Origin of the sequence: Amycolatopsis silviterrae (assembly GCF_042684085.1) — a bacterium.
In the GTDB taxonomy this organism is placed as follows: domain Bacteria; phylum Actinomycetota; class Actinomycetes; order Mycobacteriales; family Pseudonocardiaceae; genus Amycolatopsis; species Amycolatopsis silviterrae.
The window spans coordinates 1-18732 of the sequence record NZ_JBHUKS010000011.1; the positions used below are offsets into that span (position 1 = coordinate 1).

18 protein-coding genes and 2 rRNA genes are annotated in these 18732 nt (G+C 68.9%); 7 read left to right on the top strand and 13 right to left on the bottom strand.

Annotation, left to right across the window (positions count from 1 at the left end; genetic code table 11):
- Window positions 1-173: ribosomal RNA gene (locus tag ACFSVL_RS15570) — 23S ribosomal RNA — on the top strand; the annotation flags it as partial.
- 85 nt (window positions 174-258) lie between these two features.
- Window positions 259-375 (top strand): 5S ribosomal RNA (gene rrf, locus ACFSVL_RS15575).
- 115 nt (window positions 376-490) lie between these two features.
- Here rrf and cobF read toward each other — a convergent pair.
- On the bottom strand, window positions 491-1252 hold the full coding sequence (gene cobF / locus ACFSVL_RS15580; RefSeq protein ID WP_378304696.1) for a precorrin-6A synthase (deacetylating): 762 nt from the start codon (window positions 1250-1252) through the stop codon (window positions 491-493).
- 114 nt (window positions 1253-1366) lie between these two features.
- Here cobF and ACFSVL_RS15585 point away from each other — a divergent pair, with 114 nt between their 5' ends.
- Together ACFSVL_RS15585 and ACFSVL_RS15590 are read left to right on the top strand one after the other, a co-directional pair.
- Complete coding sequence (locus tag ACFSVL_RS15585; protein WP_378304698.1) at window positions 1367-1573, top strand: heavy-metal-associated domain-containing protein; 207 nt, start codon at window positions 1367-1369, stop codon at window positions 1571-1573.
- A gap of 11 nt (window positions 1574-1584) precedes the next feature.
- Complete coding sequence (locus ACFSVL_RS15590) at window positions 1585-3816, top strand: heavy metal translocating P-type ATPase (protein ID WP_378304700.1); 2232 nt, start codon at window positions 1585-1587, stop codon at window positions 3814-3816.
- Window positions 3817-3876: 60 nt separating this feature from the next.
- Here the strand turns inward: ACFSVL_RS15590 and ACFSVL_RS15595 are convergent, their stop codons facing one another.
- The 3 genes from ACFSVL_RS15595 to ACFSVL_RS15605 all read right to left on the bottom strand — a co-directional run bounded on the left by ACFSVL_RS15595 (window position 3877) and on the right by ACFSVL_RS15605 (window position 6608).
- Window positions 3877-4158 carry a metal-sensitive transcriptional regulator gene (locus tag ACFSVL_RS15595; protein ID WP_009081418.1) on the bottom strand — a complete coding sequence of 94 codons (282 nt, stop codon included), beginning with the start codon at window positions 4156-4158 and terminating at the stop codon, window positions 3877-3879.
- A gap of 790 nt (window positions 4159-4948) precedes the next feature.
- Window positions 4949-5770: a DivIVA domain-containing protein gene (locus tag ACFSVL_RS15600; protein ID WP_378304702.1), complete on the bottom strand. Its 822-nt coding sequence runs from the start codon at window positions 5768-5770 to the stop codon at window positions 4949-4951.
- Between the two features lie 118 nt (window positions 5771-5888).
- Window positions 5889-6608, bottom strand: a complete 720-nt coding sequence (locus tag ACFSVL_RS15605) for an MgtC/SapB family protein (protein WP_378304704.1) — start codon at window positions 6606-6608, stop codon at window positions 5889-5891.
- An 83-nt stretch (window positions 6609-6691) separates the two neighbouring features.
- Here ACFSVL_RS15605 and ACFSVL_RS15610 point away from each other — a divergent pair, with 83 nt between their 5' ends.
- Window positions 6692-7312 carry an L-threonylcarbamoyladenylate synthase gene (locus ACFSVL_RS15610; RefSeq protein ID WP_378304706.1) on the top strand — a complete coding sequence of 207 codons (621 nt, stop codon included), beginning with the start codon at window positions 6692-6694 and terminating at the stop codon, window positions 7310-7312.
- A 637-nt stretch (window positions 7313-7949) separates the two neighbouring features.
- On the opposite strand, the gene ACFSVL_RS15615 is transcribed toward ACFSVL_RS15610, so the two are convergent.
- Complete coding sequence (locus ACFSVL_RS15615) at window positions 7950-9497, bottom strand: FAD-dependent monooxygenase (protein WP_378304707.1); 1548 nt, start codon at window positions 9495-9497, stop codon at window positions 7950-7952.
- A 95-nt stretch (window positions 9498-9592) separates the two neighbouring features.
- Here ACFSVL_RS15615 and ACFSVL_RS15620 point away from each other — a divergent pair, with 95 nt between their 5' ends.
- A complete protein-coding gene (locus tag ACFSVL_RS15620) occupies window positions 9593-10411 on the top strand; it encodes a TetR/AcrR family transcriptional regulator (RefSeq protein WP_378304709.1) in 819 nt (272 codons plus the stop codon).
- A 402-nt stretch (window positions 10412-10813) separates the two neighbouring features.
- Here ACFSVL_RS15620 and ACFSVL_RS15625 read toward each other — a convergent pair whose 3' ends face one another.
- From ACFSVL_RS15625 to ACFSVL_RS15655, 7 genes are all read right to left on the bottom strand, one after another.
- Window positions 10814-11293, bottom strand: a complete 480-nt coding sequence (locus tag ACFSVL_RS15625) for a nitroreductase family deazaflavin-dependent oxidoreductase (RefSeq protein WP_378304711.1) — start codon at window positions 11291-11293, stop codon at window positions 10814-10816.
- A gap of 241 nt (window positions 11294-11534) precedes the next feature.
- Window positions 11535-12269, bottom strand: coding sequence for a thioesterase II family protein (locus ACFSVL_RS15630; RefSeq protein ID WP_378304713.1), 735 nt, complete (start codon window positions 12267-12269; stop codon window positions 11535-11537).
- A 28-nt stretch (window positions 12270-12297) separates the two neighbouring features.
- A complete protein-coding gene (locus ACFSVL_RS15635) occupies window positions 12298-13431 on the bottom strand; it encodes a sialidase family protein (protein WP_378304715.1) in 1134 nt (377 codons plus the stop codon).
- 99 nt (window positions 13432-13530) lie between these two features.
- Window positions 13531-14580 (bottom strand): AAA family ATPase, encoded by a 1050-nt coding sequence (locus tag ACFSVL_RS15640; RefSeq protein ID WP_378304717.1) that lies wholly within the window; start codon window positions 14578-14580, stop codon window positions 13531-13533.
- 44 nt (window positions 14581-14624) lie between these two features.
- Window positions 14625-15662: an aliphatic amidase gene (locus ACFSVL_RS15645; RefSeq protein ID WP_378304719.1), complete on the bottom strand. Its 1038-nt coding sequence runs from the start codon at window positions 15660-15662 to the stop codon at window positions 14625-14627.
- Between the two features lie 25 nt (window positions 15663-15687).
- Window positions 15688-16314: an AmiS/UreI family transporter gene (locus ACFSVL_RS15650; protein ID WP_378304721.1), complete on the bottom strand. Its 627-nt coding sequence runs from the start codon at window positions 16312-16314 to the stop codon at window positions 15688-15690.
- An 88-nt stretch (window positions 16315-16402) separates the two neighbouring features.
- Complete coding sequence (locus ACFSVL_RS15655; protein WP_378304722.1) at window positions 16403-17473, bottom strand: substrate-binding domain-containing protein; 1071 nt, start codon at window positions 17471-17473, stop codon at window positions 16403-16405.
- 94 nt (window positions 17474-17567) lie between these two features.
- On the opposite strand from ACFSVL_RS15655, the gene ACFSVL_RS15660 reads away from it, so the two are divergent.
- Window positions 17568-17975: a MarR family winged helix-turn-helix transcriptional regulator gene (locus tag ACFSVL_RS15660; RefSeq protein WP_378304724.1), complete on the top strand. Its 408-nt coding sequence runs from the start codon at window positions 17568-17570 to the stop codon at window positions 17973-17975.
- Here the strand turns inward: ACFSVL_RS15660 and ACFSVL_RS15665 are convergent.
- Complete coding sequence (locus ACFSVL_RS15665) at window positions 17972-18718, bottom strand: helix-turn-helix domain-containing protein (protein ID WP_378304726.1); 747 nt, start codon at window positions 18716-18718, stop codon at window positions 17972-17974. The genes ACFSVL_RS15660 and ACFSVL_RS15665 overlap by 4 nt on opposite strands.
- Window positions 18719-18732: the final 14 nt, after the last annotated feature.

An 18732-nucleotide genomic window follows, 5' to 3' on the forward strand; every position in this document is an offset into this window, starting at 1 on the left:
TCGGAAGGGATAACCGCTGAAGGCATCTAAGCGGGAAGCCTGTTCCAAGATGAGGTATCCCACCCCATGTGGGTTAAGGCCCCCAAGAGACGATTGGGTTGATAGGCCAGAAATGGAAGCACAGTAATGTGTTGTCGAGTTGACTGGTACTAATAGGCCGAGGACTTGCCCACGAAGATGTTACGCATCCACTCTACGGTTCTGAAACACCACACCGGCTGTCACGACAGGTGACGGGTGTGTGTTGTTTCGGAGTGTTTCGGTGGTTTTAGCGTCAGGGAAACGCCCGGTCCCATTCCGAACCCGGAAGCTAAGCCTGACTGCGCCGATGGTACTGCAACCGAAGGGTTGTGGGAGAGTAGGACACCGCCGAACTCAACATGAGAAGAAGGGGCGGGGCCCCGGTCGAGAACCCGAAAAGGGTTTTCCCGGAGCCCCGCCCCTTTTCTCATACCCAAAAACAGCGAGCCGGAAGACCGGCCCGCCGCACTCACTCCGGCCGGCGCAGCAAATACGTGTCCATGATCCACCCGTGCCGCTCCCGTGCCGCGGCACGCGTCTCCCGGATCTTCGCCGCCAACGCGTCATCCAGCGGTCCCGACAGCAAAATCTCGTCCGGAGTCCCGACGTACGCGCCCCAATAGATCCACAACCCCTGGCCCGCGTACTGATCGAACGTGGTGTGGGCGTCGAGCAGCACGAAGACGTCGTCCGCGTCACTCGGCCAGCCGTCCGCCAGCCGGCGGCCCGTCGTGAGCTGCACGGCGCGGCCGATCTGGTTCATCGTCGTCCGATGTCGCGCCACCAACGCGGAAATGCTGCTGATCCCCGGCACGACCTCGTACTCGAACGCCACGTTCCCGCGCGCCAGCACGGCCTCGATCAACGCGATGGTGCTGTCGTACAGCGCCGGATCGCCCCAGACGAGAAACGCACCGGTCTCGCCGTCGGCCAGCTCGTCGCGGATCAGCCGCTCGTAGACGTCAGTGCGGAGCTGATGCCAGTCGGCGACCGCGGTGCGGTAGTCGGCGGGCGTCCGGTCGCGGTCCGGGTCCTTCGCGCTCACCACGCGGTACCCCGGCCGGTTCACGAACCGCTCCAGAATCTCCTGACGCAGCTGCACGAGGTCGGCTTTCGCACTGCCTTTGTCGAGCACGAAGAACACGTCGACGCGATTGAGCCGGTCGACGGCCTGCACCGTGAGGTGTTCCGGATCGCCGGCACCGATCCCGATCGCATAGATCTTCCGCATCCGTGCAGTCTCTCCCGGCGGGTAACCGGGTTCACGCGAGGGTCCCCTGGCATGCCGCTACCCCCTAGGGGTATAAAGGAGACATCAGCGGAGAGCACGATAGGGAGTGTGGCGATGACTGAAGCGACTTACACCGTCGAAGGCATGACGTGCGGGCACTGCGTTGGATCGGTGAAAGAGGAGGTAGGCGGTCTGACCGGCGTGCAGACAGTCGACGTCGACCTCGCCACCGGCGCAGTGAAGGTCACCAGTGCAGAGCCGCTTTCGCGCGAAGCCGTCGAGGCTGCCGTCGCTGAGGCCGGCTACCAGGTCGTCGCGTAAAAAGGAGTGACATGAGCACCACGACACCAGCCCCCGTGCAGTCAGTCGAACTCGCCATTGGCGGGATGACCTGCGCGTCGTGTGCTGCTCGGGTCGAGAGGAAGCTCAACAAGGTCGACGGCGTCACAGCGAGCGTCAACTACGCGACCGAGAAGGCGCACGTCGAATACCCCTCCACCGTTTCGGTCGACGAGCTGGTGGGCGTCGTCGAAGCGACCGGCTACACGGCGCAGGCGCCGGAACCGGAGAAGCCGGAAGCGCCCGAGCAGGACGAGACGCGCCCGCTGCGCGACCGGCTCCTCTACTCGGCGATCCTCACGGTGCCGGTGATCGTGCTGGCGATGGTCCCCGCGCTGCAGTTCACGAACTGGCAGTGGCTGTCGCTCACGCTCGCCGCACCGGTCGTGGTCTGGGGAGCGTGGCCGTTCCACCGCGCCGCGTGGACCAACCTGCGGCACGGCGCGGCGACCATGGACACGCTGATCTCGCTCGGCGTCTCGGCCGCCACGCTGTGGTCGCTGTACGCGCTGTTCTTCGGGATGGCGGGAATGCCCGGCATGCGGCACGGCTTCGAGTTCAGCGTCTCCGGCGGTTCGGGGACCGACAACATCTACCTCGAGGTCGCGGCGGGCGTCACCACGTTCATCCTGGCCGGGCGCTATTTCGAGGCGCGGTCGAAGCGTCGTTCCGGGGCCGCGCTTCGGGCTCTGCTCGAACTCGGCGCGAAGGACGTGACGGTCCTGCGTGACGGTCGCGAGCAGCGGATCCCGGTGGAACAGCTGCGCGTCGGGGACACGTTCGTGGTGCGGCCGGGCGAGAAGATCGCCACGGACGGCGTGGTTACCGAGGGTGGCTCGGCAGTCGACGTCAGCATGATTACCGGGGAATCCGTACCGGTCGAGGTCGCGGTGGGTGACGGCGTGACCGGAGCGACGGTGAATGTCGGCGGCCGGATCGCGGTGCGGGCGACCCGGGTCGGCGCGGACACCCAGCTCGCGCAGATGGCCCGGCTCGTCGAGGAGGCACAGAACGGCAAGGCCGCGGTGCAGCGGCTGGCCGACCGCGTCTCGGCGGTGTTCGTGCCGATCGTGCTGGTGCTGGCGCTGGGAACGCTGATCACCTGGCTGCTGACCAGCGGAAACGCCACCGAGGCGTTCACCGCGGCGGTCGCCGTGCTGATCATCGCCTGCCCGTGCGCGCTCGGGCTAGCGACGCCGACCGCGCTGCTGGTCGGCACCGGGCGAGGCGCGCAGCTCGGGATCCTCATCAAGGGACCGGAGGTGCTTGAGTCCACTCGCCGGGTCGACACCGTGGTGCTCGACAAGACCGGGACCGTCACGACCGGGCGAATGAGCCTGGTGGACGTCCACGTCGGCGAAGGCGTCACGGAACGCGAACTGCTGCGCTATGCGGGGGCGGTCGAGCACGCTTCGGAGCACCCGATCGCGAAAGCGATTGCGGACGGTGCTCGGGAGCGGATCGGCGACCTTCCGCCGGCGACAGAGTTCCGGAACACCGAGGGCCTGGGCGTCACCGGCCTCGTGGAGGGCGCAGCCGTCCTCGCCGGCCGGGCCGCGTTCCTGGCCGACTGGAGCGTCAAGGTCGACGACCGGCTGGCCGAGGCCAAGGCCGCCGCGGAAGAACAAGGCGCGACGGCAGTCTTCGTCGCGTGGGACGGCGTCGCACGGGGTGTGCTGGTGGTCGCGGACACGATCAAGCCGACCTCAGCACAGGCCGTCGCCGAGCTGCGCGCGCTGGGCCTGCAGCCAGTACTGCTGACCGGCGACAACGCCGGCGCGGCACGGGCGATCGCGGACGCCGCGGGCATCACCGAGGTCGTGGCCGAGGTGCTGCCCGAGGAAAAGGTGGCCGTGGTGAAGCGCCTGCAGGCCGAGGGCCGAGTGGTGGCTATGGTCGGCGACGGCGTCAACGACGCGGCCGCGCTCGCCCAAGCCGACCTCGGCCTGGCGATGGGCACCGGAACGGACGCAGCAATCGAAGCCGGCGACCTCACACTGGTCCGAGGAGACCTACGCGCGGCAGTAGACGCGATCCGCCTCGCCCGGCGCACGCTGGGCACGATCAAGGGGAACCTGTTCTGGGCGTTCGCGTACAACGTCGCGGCACTGCCGCTGGCAGCGTTCGGCCTGCTCAACCCCATGATCGCAGGCGCGGCGATGGCGTTTTCGTCGGTGTTCGTGGTGTCGAACAGCCTGCGCTTGCGCCGGTTCCGGGCGGCGTGATTCACCTGCCCAACGGGCCAGCGACGGGATTCCCCGTTGCTGGCCCGTTTTGCGTTTGCCTCAGGAACGCACCAGCCGGGCGATCGCGTCGGAGGCCTCGCGGACCTTGAGGTCCGCTTCCTCCCCGCCCGCGGCCGCGGCCTGGACGACGCAGGTCGCCAGGTGCTCGTCGAGCAGTTCCAGCGAAAAGGACTGCAACGCCTTCGTCGCCGCGGACACCTGGGTCAGGATGTCGATGCAGTACTTGTCCTCCTCGACCATGCGCTGCAGGCCGCGGATCTGCCCCTCGATCCGGCGAAGGCGCTTGAGGTAGGCCTCTCGTTCACTGCCGTAGCCGGTCATCGCACATCGTCCCTTTTTCTCGGCATCCCCGTTGGTTCAGTGCCGAGTATACCCACCCGGTGTATCCGGGGCTGGTGTGTTGAAGGGGAGCGGGGGTGGGGGGGGTGGTTGTGGTGGGAGGGGCGCGCGGCCGCGACGTGAGGGCCGCGACGTGAGGGCCTGGAGGTGCTGCTGGGCCGCGAGCCGACGACCGGGGCGGCTGGCGTGCGTGCGGCTGGGCTGGCGAGGTTGGCTTTAGTGACCGGGGGCAGGTGGCGTGAGTCGTTCGGACGCTGCTCGGCCAACAGGGTTCGGGCACTGCTCGGCCGTTAGGGATGGCCGTCGGCGAGGCCGGGTGATCGAGGGCTGTCGCCGTAAGTCGTTTCGCGCCGCCCAACCGGTGGCGGTGACGTCGGCGGCTTGTGTGAGGGGTCTCGGCGCTCGCGGACAGCTGGCGGGAGCTGTTCGAGATGATGTTCGGCTGGGAGCGGTGGCCCCGGGACAGTCGGTGCAAGTCGTTCAAGGCGATTGTCGGGTGGCGGCTCAGCGAGCGAGAGCACCTGGTGCGAGCCGTTCGAGATGGCGTTCGGCCGATAACGCTGGCCGGGGCGTCCGGTGCGAGACGATTCTCGGGCGGCGGGGTCCTTGGCGGCCAAGCGCGGTCGAGGTGAGTCGTTCGAGACGGCTCACGGGCGGCGGCGGGCTCCTCGGTGGCTGAAGTCGGCCGAGATGAGTCGTTTGGGCGCTGCTCGGCCAGCGGCGGTTACCCCGATGCCCCAGGCAGCCGAGGTCGGCTCGTTCGAGGTGCCGCTCAACCGGTCGCAGTGACCTCGGTGACGTCGGTGAGCGCGGAGGTCCGCCGCTGGTTCGGCACGGGCGTGCCGTCCGGGGCGAGGTCGGCGTTCGCGGTGGCGAGCAGTTCTCGGGCACCGCGCAGTGCGGCCTTTACCCGTTGCTGGACGGCGGTGAGTTCGGCGACTCGTCGTTCGGCGTCGGCGATCACTCTGGCGGCATGGTCGGTGGCTTGGCGGACATGCGCGTCGGCTTCGGCGCGTGCGGTGGCGGTGCGGTCGGCGATTTCGCGGAGTGCGTCAGTGCGGCGGTCGGCCAGTGTGCGGGTGAGGTGTTCTTCGAGCCGGCGACGTTCCTTCGCCGCAGCCTCGTCGGCGGCCTTGCGTTCCTCGACCGCGCGGCGCAGCAGATCCTCGTGTTCTCGCCGCTGTTGCTCGCGATCTGCGGAGACGGCCTCGACGAGCGCGTGTTCTTTTTCGGTGAGGCGGACGGCTTCCGCCTTGGCGTCGGCGATGATCCGCGCGGCGGTGTCCTCGGCGCGGGCGGTGATCTCCGCGGCTTCCTCGCGCGTCAGTTCGACCATCCGCCGGGAACGTTCCTGCAATGCGTCCGGCTCGATGGGGGTGCGGCTGATCCGGTCGACGGTCTCGCGCAGTTCGCGATTGCGCTCGGCGAGTTCGGCCGCGTGCTGCGCCGCGGCGTCGCGTTCCGCGGCCAGCCGCTGGAATTCCGCCTCGACCCACGTCACGAATTCTTCGACCTGGCCGCGCTGATAGCCGCGCCATGCCGAGTCAAAGGACGGCCGGACGGACATCAGGTCCTCGCCACCGCCGGGGGCCATGCTCTCACCTCCCATTTGGATGGTTTCTCCCCGGCGCTCGTTTTTCTTGCCGCACCGGGGTTTCCGCACTGCCTCCAGTGTGCCTGAAGTCCGCCGGTCCGGGGGAGCCTGGGGCGGGTCAATCTTCGAGCGGATCTTCCGTGCCCGTCGCGGTGCTGCGCACGCCCGGCAATTCGGCCAGTTCCGCGGTGAGTTCGGGAAGATCGCCGCGTCCCTGCAACAGCAACGTGACGACCGCGATCCGTTGTCCCTCTTCGGAAACCGTTTCGCGGTCGACCGCCACCCGGTGGACGGCCCAGCCCCGATCGGTGCAAGTGGCGAGCACGGCGCGCAGCACCCCGTGCCCGTCGGCATAACTCAACCGGAGGATCGGCGGCTGCCGCCGATGGCGCGCGACAAACCGGGAAAGCGGCGGGAATCCGCGAGTGATCACGACGAGCCCGGCGGTCGTCGCGACGGCGAGCACCGGAAGCCCGGCACCGCACGCGACTCCGACCGCCGCGGCGAGCCAGACGGTCGCGGCGGTGGTGAGGCCGCGCACCGCGTCGCGGCGCACGAAGATCAGCCCGCCGCCGACGAAGCCGATGCCGGACACGATCTGCGCGGCGATCCGCGACGGGTCGAGCGCCACGTGCTCGATGCCGAGCAAATCGGCGAACCCGTACTTGGACACCAGCATGAACACCGCCGACCCGACGCCGACCAGCGTGTGCGTGCGCAGGCCGGCCTGCTTGTTGCCGACCTCGCGCTCGATGCCGATCACCGTGCTCAGCAGCAGGGCGAGCAGCACCGGCGGCAGCAGTTCCCACTGTCCGCCGGTGGACCAGAGAGCATGCACGGACGTACCTCCTCGCCCGCCACTGTGCCCGGCCTCCGGAGAGCCCGCGCGCCCGGCCCGGCGGGCACGCCTAAGCTCGGGCAATGGCCCGTTACTTCGACGTGCACCCGCAGAACCCGCAGCGCCGCGCGATCGCCCAAGTGGTCGACCTGCTGCGCGACGACGGGCTCATCGCCTACCCGACCGATTCGTGCTTCGCGCTCGGCTGCCGCATCGGCAATCAGGAGGGGATGGAACGGATCCGCACCATCCGCAAGCTCGACCACCGGCACCACTTCACGCTCGTCTGCCAGGACTTCGCCCAGCTCGGCCAGTTCGTGCACATCGACAACGCGGTGTTCCGGGCCATCAAGGCCAGCACCCCGGGCGCGTACACGTTCATCCTCCCGGCCACCAAGGAAGTCCCGCGGCGGCTGCTGCACGCCAAGAAGAAGACCGTCGGCGTGCGGATCCCCGACCACGTGGTGACCCAGGAACTGCTCGGCGAGCTGGGCGAGCCGATCCTGTCGAGCACGCTGCTGCTGCCCGATTCCGGCGAACCGCTCACCCAGGGCTGGGAGATCAAGGAAGAACTCGACCACGTGCTGGACGCCGTCATCGACTCCGGCGACTGCGGCGTGGAACCCACCACGGTGATCGACTTCTCCGCCGGCGAGGCGGAGGTCGTGCGGCATGGGGCGGGAGACCCGTCCCGGTTCGAGTGAGCAGGGTGGTCATCGGTTTTCTTGCCTCCTGATGGGGTCTTGGCTCGGTCCTGATTCGGGCGGTGGTTTCAGGCCGCACGGCTGCCGGTTGCTTGACGAGGCGGCTCTCCATGACGGCTTCTTCACACAGCAGTCGCCGGGGCTGCGTGCGGCGATAGCTGCCGACGACTGTTCGACGTGACCGCTCTTCCACGGTGTTCGGCGAGCGAAACTCGCCTGATGCGACGGCCACGGGATCCTGCCGAGGTGAGCGCACGAAGCGTCGACTGCGGACGTCACCGGACGGCAGTGCAGGTTGCTGGCGGGTCTCCTCCTAACGCAGGTTGCTGACGGTTTTCGCGCTAGCACCTCGGCGGTGAGCAGCGCGTTGCGGTGGCGCACGTCCGGCGTTAGCTACGGCCGGGCGCTCGCTCTCCCACCGGGGACCGCGACAGTGCGGGCTGGCACGGTGACGCGGCTGGGCATGGGTAGGAGAGACGGCAGCGGATCGCACCCGGCCGGTGCCGAAGCGGGCTGGCAGGTACCGGCACCCGGATGTCCGTGCTTTCAGATATGTCTGGTCACAGCTCCTTTCTCGCGTTGATGGCCGGGCAAATCCGGTGCGCGGGGCGGGCGAACCCGGGCACCGTCGACGAGGTCACACGGTTGCCTCCACGGGAGTGCCGAGCAGGCGAGACAAGGCGTCGGCAAGTGGGATCTCCGACCTGGAGTGCCAGCCGACGACAGCGTCCGGCCGGAGCAATAGCGCGCCGTCGGCAGGCAATTCTGTCTCGGCCAGCCATGCCTCGTCCGATACCGGGATGAGCCGGAGACCCAGTTGGTCGGCTTCGGCGGACCAGCGGGCGTTGTCCGGCCCGGTGAGCAAGGCGAGCCCGGGGCCCGCCAAGTCCACTGTGGACGTCGTGGCGTCGAGCCAGGCGTGCGGCACGCGAGTCCCCGGGCGACCGGCGGGGCCGTACCGGTCTGTCGGCGCGGGACCGCGTCCGTCCGGGACGAAAGCGCCGTCCTCGTATTGCACCCCGAAGAGTGCGGCGAGCGGGTCGACGGGTGGCGCGTCTTCGCTGGTGATCGTGGCGAGCATGGTGCCGAGATGGCCGCTGGCCATGCTGGAGAACTCGGCGGTCGCGTACCCGATCGGGTGCCGCTCGGCGTGATAGCTGTCGAGCAAATCGGGCGTTGCCGAGCCGGACAGCACCGCGGCGAGCTTCCAGGCGAGGTTCGTGACGTCCGCGATCGCGGTGTTCGCGCCGGCGGCGGCCATCGGCGGCATCGCGTGCGCGGCGTCGCCGGCCAGGAAGACCCGGCCGGAGGAGAACCGGTCGGCCACGTACATTCCCGACTCCCAGTGCATCCGGCTGAGCACCTCGACTTCGAGGTCCGGCACGCCGACGACAGTGCGCAGCAGCTCGCGCCAGCCGTCCTCGCTCAGGGAATCCGAACCGGGGAAGTCGGAGGTGGAGAACAGCCACCGGTCGGTGCCGTTGACCGACACGAACGCGCCGGAAGCCGCCGGGTTCTCGATCCGGCACAGGTTGAACGGTTTGTCCCGGATGAGGTCGCCGAGGTCGGCGCGGAAACAGATATCGAGGTTGTCGGCCAGGTGCCCGTGGCCGCTGCGCGTGATGCCGAGCGCGGTGCGGATCGGGCTGCGCGCGCCGTCCGCCGCGATCAGGTAGTCCGCGCTGACCTGGTACGGATCGCCGTCGGGCGGGCGCAGTTCGGCGGCGATCCCGGCGTCGTCCTGCTCGAACGACACCAGTTCAGTGCCGAATCGGATCGCGATGCCGCGCTCGACCGCGGCCTGCCGGAGCACCGGTTCGAGCACGTCCTGCGGGCACAGCACGCTCGGCGCTGGGCTGAGATCGGGCATTTTCGCGTGCTGTTTCAGCCGTTCGCGCAGCGAGCCGGTGACCTGCGGCCATGTCGCGTCGGCCAGCGTCGTGCCGGAGAGCATTCCGGTGAAGGACGCGAGCGGCGCGCTGGCCCGCTCGACCTCGTCCATCAGGCCGAGCAGCCGGAACACCTCGGTGCTGCGCGGGTTGAACCGGCGAGCCTTCGGCTGCGGGGACGTGCCGGCGTGCTTTTCCACCAGCATCGGGGCTGCCCCCTCGCGGTGCAGCAGCAGCGCCGCGGTGAGCCCGGCGATCCCTCCGCCGCAGATCAGAACAGGAATTCGTGCAGTCATCTCGTCACTCCCAAGGGCGTGTACGTCGTACATCTTGTGTACTTTGTACATGACGATGTACTATGTACGCAAGCGGGCTGGAGACAGGGAGATGAATGGGAGATCAAGGGCCGACACCGCCGATTTGGCTGTTGCCTGAGCCGCCGAAGCGCGGATGGGGCCTCGGACGAGTCGACATCGTCAACGCGGCCGTACGCCTGGCTGACCTCGGCGGCGCGGAGGCGCTCACGATGCGGGCAGTGGCGAAGGAGATGGGCGCGTCCACTCCGATGTCGCTCTACCGCTACGTGCACAGCAAAGACGGTCTGGTGGACCTGATGCTCGACCTGGCGAACAGCGAGGTGGCCACCCCGGAGGTCCCGGGCGAGGACTGGCGGGGCGAGCTGACCTCGGTCGCGGTCGACACGTGGGCGATGACGAAGCGGCATCCGTGGTACGCGCGGCTTGTGCACCAGCGGCCTCCCGCGGGGCCGAACGTGAGCCGGCGGACCGAGTTCGTGCTGGCGACGTTCGACCGGCTGGGTCAGGACCTCTCGACGGCGCTCGGATACGCCCGGCTGCTTGACGGGTACGTCACCGGTCAGGCGCTGCAGTGGGCGGAAGAGCGGGCGATGTGGCAGCGCAACGCGTTCGTCGACGTGGTGGACGTGCAGCGGCAGGCGCGGGCCTGGTTCGGCGACCTCCCGTCGGAGGACGGGCAGTATCCGCTGCTGGTGCGGGTGCGGGAGTGCTTCCTGGCTGAACGGCACGGTGCTGCTGGCGGTGCCGCTGGCGAGGCGGCCGAGGCCGACGCGGCGGCTGCGGCGGCTGCTTCGGCTGATGCGCGGAAGGTCGCCGAGACGGCGGCCGAGGATGCGCAGTTCGAGCTAGGGCTCGAATGCCTGCTCGACGGCATCGCCGCGCGGCTTCGCTAGGTTGGTGCGCCTGGATCGGCTGCGGACGAGCATGCGGGAACGCCGATACCTGTAGCCGAAAGCGGCGGAGCTTCTTCCGCGGCGGGGATGGGAGCGGCCTCGCGGACGGGCGAACTGTGGTCCGGGGTCCCTGCTTGCCGGGGTGGCGAGGTTTCTTTTGTGGACCGGCAGGGCGCGGTTGGCCGGGTGGGGTGGGTGCACTGTGCGCGGAAGCGCCAGCACCGGCGGGGCGGCGAGGTCTCTTCCGCAGAGTGGGTAAGTGGGGCGTCGCCTCGCGAGCGGGCTGGATGAGGGAGCGGGGCGAGCCGGGGTGGTGCAGGTTCCGGTCAGGCGGCGGGGCGAGCCGGGGTGGTGCAGGTCCTGATCAGGCGGCGGGGCGAGCCGGGGTCGTGCAGGTCCCGGTCAAGCGGCGGGGTTGGCGCGCTCCAGGAGGAACACGCGGATCTCGCGGTGGGCGGCGCGTTCGGCGTAGCGGTCGTAGGCGGGCCAGTAGGAGGCGACGGCGTCCCACATTTCCTGGCGTTCGGCGTCTTTCAGGAGGCGGCCTTGGACGGGGACGGTGCGGCCGTGGACGGAGACTGTCGCGTCGGGGTGGGACAGGAGGTTCGCGGTCCAGGCGGGGTGGTGTTCGCCGCCCCAGTTGGAGCCGATTACTACGTATCCGCCGGAGCGTTCGACGTACAGCAGCGGGACCTGGCGTGGTTCGCCGGTGGTTCGGCCGATGGTGGTGAGCAGGAGGGTGCGCAGTCCGACTGCCGCGCCTACGCCCAGGCGGCCGCCGCTGATGCGGAGGAGCAGGCGGTCGGCGGGCATCATCGCTTGGCCGAAGGCGGCGAAGGCCTTGCTGCGGCCTACACCGGCGAACATCCTGCGCAGTTCCATGGTCGGCAGCCTACGGGGCTGTGGAGGGGGAGCTTGCGGCGGCGAGGCATGGTCGGGTGCTGCGGGGACGGTGCCGGGGCATGGGCGAGTGTCGGGAGAGGGCAGTGGCGAGGCGCGACCGAGTGCCAGAGGAAGGCGAGGCACAGTCGAGCACCGGACGGGGCGAGGCACAGGGCACCAGAAGGAAGGCAGTGACTTGCGGCGGAGCAGCTCGTGAAGAGGAACGACCAGCGGGAAGGGGTTAGACCCCGCTCGTGGTCAGCTTCAGCAGTGCGTCCGTGATCGCCGGGACGTGGTTGATCAAGTAGAAGTGGCCCCCGGGGTAGGTGGTCAGGGTGAAGTCTCCTCGGGTGTGGGACGACCAGGCCTGAACGTCCTCCACCGGGGCGTGGGGGTCGGCGTCTCCGGTGTGGGCGTGGATCGGTGCGGTGAGCGGGCCTGGGCTGGGGCGGTAGGTCTCGATGGCCGTGTAGTCCGCTCGCAGCGCGGGGAGGAACAGTTCTCGCAGTTCCGGGTCGCGCAGCACCTTCGGGTCGGTGCCTTCCAGGCCTTCGATCTCGGAGACCAGACCGTCGTCGTCTCGGAGGTGGACTTTTTCGTTTACCTGGCGGGACGGGGCTCGGCGGCCGGAGATCACTACTGCTTCCGGCGGTGTTCCCCTGGACTCCAGGCGCAGGCCTACCTCGTACGCGAGCGTCGCGCCCATGCTGTGGCCGAACAAGACTACCGGGAGGTCCAGCCACGCCAGCAGGGCCTGGGTGACGCCGTCGGCCAGTTCTTCGATGGTGCGCAGGGCCGGTTCGCCCATGCGGTCCTGCCTGCCGGGGTATTGCACGGCCAGTACGTCGACGGCGGGGGCCAGTGCCTTCGACACCGGGTGGAAGAACGGCGCCGCGCCGCCCGCGTGTGGCAGGCACACCAAACGGGCGGGGGCGTCGTCGGCGGGGTGGAAACGGCGTAGCCACAGGTCCGTCATGCGGCCGATTTTACGGGGGCGGCCGGGGTCACCGGGGCAGGCGGCGGAAATCGATCCTCTCGTACGCGCTGGTTTCGCCGGTTTCGTAGAGGACGCCGACCGTCGAGCGATCTGGTTGTACCAGGTCGGAGTAGCCGGCGGGGGCGTCGGCCAGCACGGTGGCCGGGTGCCAGGTTTGGCCGTGGTCTGGGCTGATCCTCAGCTGCATGGTGTGGCGGGTGGCGGGGTCGGAGGGGCCGGAGTACAGGAGGGCTCGCGGGGTTTGCAGGACGGAGCCTTCTACCTTGGGGCCGGTGATGGTCGGCTGCGGCTGGTAGGGGCGGGTCAGGGTGCGGCCGCCGTCGCGGCTGTACGCGTCCAGGCGGTGTGCTGGGGCGGAACCCTGGTTGCGGCTGGAGAAATAGACGGTGCCGTCCGGCAGTTCGGTGGCGGTGGTTTCGTTGGGGGCGAGCACACCGTCGGTCGGGTCGTCGGTGAAGCCGATGTGCCAGGTGCGGCCGTTGTCGTCGCTGTAGAGATCGTGGCCGCCGTAGTACTTGGCTTCGGTGCCGACGTCGGATGAACCGGCCGGCGGAGCGCTGGAGTGGTTGGCGGGCACGATGATCCGGCCGGCGTAGCGACCGTGTTGCAGCAGGGTGGCGTGGCCGGGGGCGGTGGCGTACCAGCGCCAGGACGGCAGTTTCGTGGTGGCGGTGATGTCGCGGGCGGGGGTCCAGGTGCGGCCGTTGTCGGGGCTGCGCTGGACGAAGACCCGGCGGGTGTCTTGCGGGGACACGGTGCCGGACATGATGGCTTTTTCGCTGACGGGTCCGTTGTGGACAGTCAGCAGAACCAGGTCGCCGTTGCGGGCTACGACGGGGGTTGGGTTTCCGGCGGTGGCTTCGCCGTTGCTGTCGACTACGCGCAGGGCGCCCCACGTGCAGCCGCTGTCTCGGGAGGTTTTGGCGACGGTGTGGATGGCTCCGGAATCGCCGGGGGAGTCGCGGCGGCCTTCGGCGAAGGCGATCAGCGAGCCGTTCGCGGTGCGGATCGCGGCCGGGATGCGGAAGGTGTGGTAGCCCTCGGTGCCTGAGGTGTACGGGGTGGACGACGTGCAGCTGGGGGTCGCGGCGGCTGGTGGGGCTGGGGTGAGGGCCAGGACTGTCGCGGTTAGCGCGAGCATGACTGTTTTCGGGAGCACCGGTGGGGACCGCCTCTCGCTCCGGACATGGGATGTCCCACGTCCTATGTCCGGAGAATTTAGAGAGGCGGTCGCTCGGCGTCAAGACTCCGGATCGGTGGCGGTCGCGCGGATCGTTTCGGACGCGGCGGTCGCGGTGATTCGGAGCGGGGCGGTGCCGGTGGGGCGTACGCGCATGATTTCGGCGGCTACTGGGGCGGCTAGGTGGGTGCGCAGGGTGCGGCGCAGGCCGCGGGCTCCATATACGGGGTCGAAGCCCTGGTCGGCTAGGAGGAGGACGGCGGATTCGGTTACGTGGAGGTCGACGCCTCGGCGGCGGAGCCTGGTGCGCAGCAGGTCGGTTTCCAGGCGGGCGACTTGTTCGATGGTGGTGCGGTCTAACTCGTCGAAGATCACTGTTTCGTCGATGCGGTTCAGGAATTCCGGGTCGAAGAAGGACTGGAGGGCTTTGTCGACTACGGCTCGTCGGGTGTGGCCGCGGTCTAGGAGGGAGCGCCAGCGGGAGCCGCGGCGGCGGGCCAGTTCTTTCGAGCCCAGGTTCGAGGTGAGGAAGACGTAGCTGTTGCGGAAGGAGATTTTCTCCTGACCGTTCGCCAGGCGCAGGATTCCGTTGTCCAGTACGCCTAGGAGGGCGCGCAGAACGGTGGGGTGGGCTTTTTCGACCTCGTCGAAGAGGACGATGCCGGGGGTGTAGGGGTCACCCTCCACTGTGGATCGGTCGAAGACGGTGAAGGCTTCTTTGCTTCCGGCGTATCCGGGCGGGGCACCGTTGAAGGACGCCGCGTAATGCTCTTGGGCGAGGGAGTTCATGTCCACTCGGCACAGATCGTCCGGGCCGGAGCGGAGGGCGGCGGCGACCTGGCGGACGAGTTCGGTTTTGCCTACGCCGGTGGGGCCCAGCAGCAGGACTGTCGCGGGTGGACGGTCGGGTTCGGTGGCTCCGGCGCGGGCAAGGGTGATCGCCCGGACTACCGCGTCGATGGCGGGGTCTTGGCCAAGGACGCGGCCGCGCAGGCGTTCGGCCAGCGCGTCGGGGGTGTCCGGAGTGGACACTGCGGCGGGGGTAGGGGCCGGGGCGGCTGGTTGCCGGTTCCGGTTCTGGTCGTGGTACCTGTCGGTGATGAACGGCATGGTGTCCTTTCCCTGAACCGAAACCGGCCCTCAACAGCGAAAAATCAGGCCTGTTTGGTCTTTTCGACCGGCAGTTCGCCTACCGGGCATTCGGCGACGCCGACGGTGCTGCGCGTGATGGCTTCCACGTTCTCCTGCGCCTTCTGCGCGTCGGTGACCCAGGTGCGGTAGAACTCGAACGGGCAGTCCGCGACGCCCTTGTCGCCGTCGCCGGCCGCGTGCACGCCGGAGTAGCCGCGGTGCAGCAGTTTGAACAGGTGGTTCTGCGACTGGTCGTACTCGCGCGCGTCGCGAATCGCCGACAGGGACAGCTGCGCGAACTGGATTCCGTACTCTTCTTCGCCGGTTTCGCCGAGGGTCCGGCCGTCGAAACCGATGATCGAGGAGTGGCCGAAGTACGAGTACACGCCGTCGAAGCCGGCCGCGTTGGCGACCGCGACGTAGCAATTGTTGGCCCACGCCATGGCTTTCGCCATCAGCACCTGCTGGTCCTTCGCCGGGTACATGTAGCCCTGGCAGCGGACGATCAGTTCGGCGCCCTTCATCGAGCAGTCCCGCCAGATTTCCGGGTAATTGCCGTCGTCGCAGATGATCAGCGAGATCTTGAGACCCTTCGGGCCGTCCGTGACGTACGTCGTGTCGCCCGGGTACCAGCCCTCGATCGGGCACCACGGCAGGATTTTCCGGTACTTCTGCACGATTTCGCCGTGGTTGTCGATCAGCACCAAGGTGTTGTACGGCGGTTTGTTCGGGTGGTCCTCGTGCTGTTCGCCGGTGATCGAGAAAACACCCCAGGTGTCGGCTTCGCGGCAGGCCGCGGAGAAGATCGCGGTCTCCTCGCCGGGGACGGTCGCCGCGGTGTCGAACATTTCCTGCTCGTCGTACATGATCCCCTGCGTCGAGTATTCGGGGAAGACGACGAGGTCCATTCCGGGAAGGCCGCTCTTCATGCCGACCACCATGTCGGCGATCTTGCGCGCGTTGTCCAGCACCTCGGCCTTCGAATGCAGCCGCGGCATCTTGTAGTTCACGACCGCGATGCCGACCGTGTCCGGGCTCGAGGAAATGTCTCCGTGTCGCATGGGATTTCTCCTTCAGATGGATGGGTCAGGCCGCGGCCGCGGCGCGGTCGTGGACGGAACGGGGCTGGCCGCGGAAGCCGAGCACCGCGGCGAGGACGACGAGCAGGACGGCGACCGCGCCCGCGACGATCGCGGTGGCCGTGGTGGAGCGGTAGCCGCCGGTGAGCGCGAGGAACGCGGGCAGCGTGCAGGTCGGCTGGCTCAACAGGACAGTCGCCCAGCCGGTGAACCGGGTCAGCTCCTCGCGGCCGAGCCCGAGCACGAGGAAGAACAGGCCCCACAGCAGAGCCCAGGCGAGCCAGATGACGCCGAACACCGGATCGTCCTGCCGCCAGAACGCCAAGCCGGCGTACACGATCGCGGCGCCCGCGACGAACAGCGAGAACCAGCCGATGCCCTCGGGTTCGAGCCCGGCGAGGTTCGCGATCCCGACGTACAGGTAGGTGAAGCCGAACAGGAACAGCCCGGACGCGCCGAGGATCGCTTCGGAATCCCCGTGCGCCTGGATGATCAGCACCGTCGGCGTCACGCACTGCAGCCCGCCCACGAACAGATTCAGCGCGGCGGCCGACCGCGCGGGCACGCGCCCGAGCAGCATCAGCCCGTTGACCAGCAGTACCGCCCCGACGTAGAGCAGGCCGACGTTGTTCATCGCACGCTCCTCAGTTGGTACCAGATGAAATACTGTCAAGTGAAAATAAGTGCGCGCGGCGATGCCGTCAAGACCGGAACGGGACGGGTCAGAGCCGGGTGATCGGATCGAAGTCGCAGCCGCGGGCGGCGGCGAGGTGCACGTGCTGGGCGGCTTGCTGGCCGTGGAATTCGACGGTGCCGCGCGGCCCGTCGTAGGCGACGCCGTCGATGGCGGCGTTCAGCGCGCGCATGTCCGGGGTGCCCGCGCGGCGGGCGAGTTCGGCGAGCGTGTGCAGGCCCTCGTAACAGGATTCGGCCGCGTTGTTGAGCGGCGGAGCGGTCGGGCCGTGCAGATGGACGTAGCGGCCGAGCAGGTCCATCGCGTCCGCCGTGACGAGCGAACGGAAGTACGCGGCGGACACGAAGAGGTTTCGCGTCGCCTCGGCTCCGCTGGCCAGCAGCATGTTTTCTTCCATCAGCGGGCTGAAGCGCAGCATCTGCTCGTGGAGGCCGCGCGCGGCGAACTTGCGGTTGAACCGCACCGCGTCCTGCCCGACGAACAGCATCAGCACGCCGTCGCACGCCGACGTTTCCACCCGCCGGACGAGCCGCGTCATGTCTCCGGAACCGAGCCCGACGAACGCTTCGCCGACGATCTGGAGATCGAGTTCCCTTGCGTAGCGCCGGATCGCGTCCGCGGAACCGCGCGGCCACACGTAGTCGTCGCCCGCCACGAACCAGGTGCGCGCGCCGCAGTTGTCACGCAGCCACCGCAGCGCGGGCTGGATCTGCACCCGCGGGACTTCGCCGGAACAGTAGATGCCAGAACGACTTTCGCCGCCTTCGTACAGTGACGTGTACACGTACGGCACGCGGTCGGCGAGGACCGGCGCGAGCGCGTTGCGGACTGACGAGATGTGCCAGCCGGTGACCGCGTCGATCTCGCCTGCGTCGACCAGGCGGCGTACCGAGGAAGCGACCTGGGCCGGGGCCGCGCCGCCGTCGACGACCTCCAGCGTCACCTCGCGGCCGAGGATTCCGCCCGCGTCGTTGAGTTCCCGGACCGCGAGTTCGCTGATCGCCTCGCACGAAGGCCCGAAAAGGCCGGCCGGTCCCTGCAGCGGGACGACCAGCGCGACGCGCAGCGCGCTCGCGCGGCTGGCGACTCCGAGTCCCATGCCGGCTCCGGGCTTCTTTGCCGGTTGACTTGCTTCCATTTGGAAGTCTTACAATGCGAAGGCATTTGCGCAAGGGCGGAACGAGGGCGGGCGGATGAGGCAGGCACAGGCGGCCGAGGCGTCGTTGATCCGCGCGCTCACCCGCACCGCACGGGCGGTCACGCTGCGGATCGAGCCGCTGCTCAAAACCGAGGGGCTGACCCTCGACGGCTGGCTGGTGCTGGACGCGCTCGCGGCCGGTGACGGGCTGACGATGACCGAGCTGGCCGGGCGCACGCTCGTTACCGGGCCGACGTTGACCCGGGTGGTGGACCGGCTGGTGACCACGGCGGCGGCGTATCGCGAGGTGGATGCGGAGGACCGGCGGCGGGTGCGGGTGTATCTCGCGCCGCGCGGGCGCAGTGCGCATCAGCGGGCCTCGGCGAAGCTGGCCGAGGTGGAGCGCGAAATGGATGCGGACGGCCGGGTGCTGGCGGCGCTCGTGAGTGTTGATCCCGGTTAGAACCGCGATTGCCACTCACGACGGTGCCGGCCCAGCACCTCGATCAGTTCGGCTTTGCGCTCGGCTACTTCGGTGTGGCTGCCCATGATTCCGACGGCGGCGACCGTCCGGCCGTCCTCGACCACGGCGACTGACACGCCGTCGGCCTCGGTGGAAGCGCTCGGCGCGGCGACCAGGCCCTCGGCGCGGATCCGGGTCAGGTCCTGCACGAAGCGTTCGACCAGTTCGGCGTCCGCGGGCGGCAACGCGCCGATCTGCGGCCACAGATCGCGGTTTTCCATGGCTCCCAACAAGATCCAGCCGGTCGACGTCCGGATCGGGGAGCGGCGCACGAAACCTTCGGCGAGGTAGGCGTAGCGCGGGTCGTGCGAGGCGTAGTCGACGTAGTAGAGGTCGCTGCCCACCATGATCGCCAGCACCGCGGTCATCCCGGTTTCCGTGTGCAGCGCTTCGAGGTCCTCGTGCGACACCGTGGTGACGGTGGGGCGGCCGACCAGCCGGATGAGCAGGAACGGAGCGGGACCGAGGGAGTAGCGGCGGTCGTGCTCGTCGAGGTATCCGGTGGCGACGAGGCCGTTGACCAGGCCCTGGATCGAACTCATCGGCGCGTCGAGTTCGCGGGCGAATTCGGTGAGCGTGACCCCGTTCCGGGAGCGCGCGGCCCGGTCGAGGATGGTCGACACCCGGTCGATCATCCGGTGGTGCGGCCTCGGGCGGCCGTCCGGCGTGGGGTGCGTCGGCATCGGGTGCTCTCTCC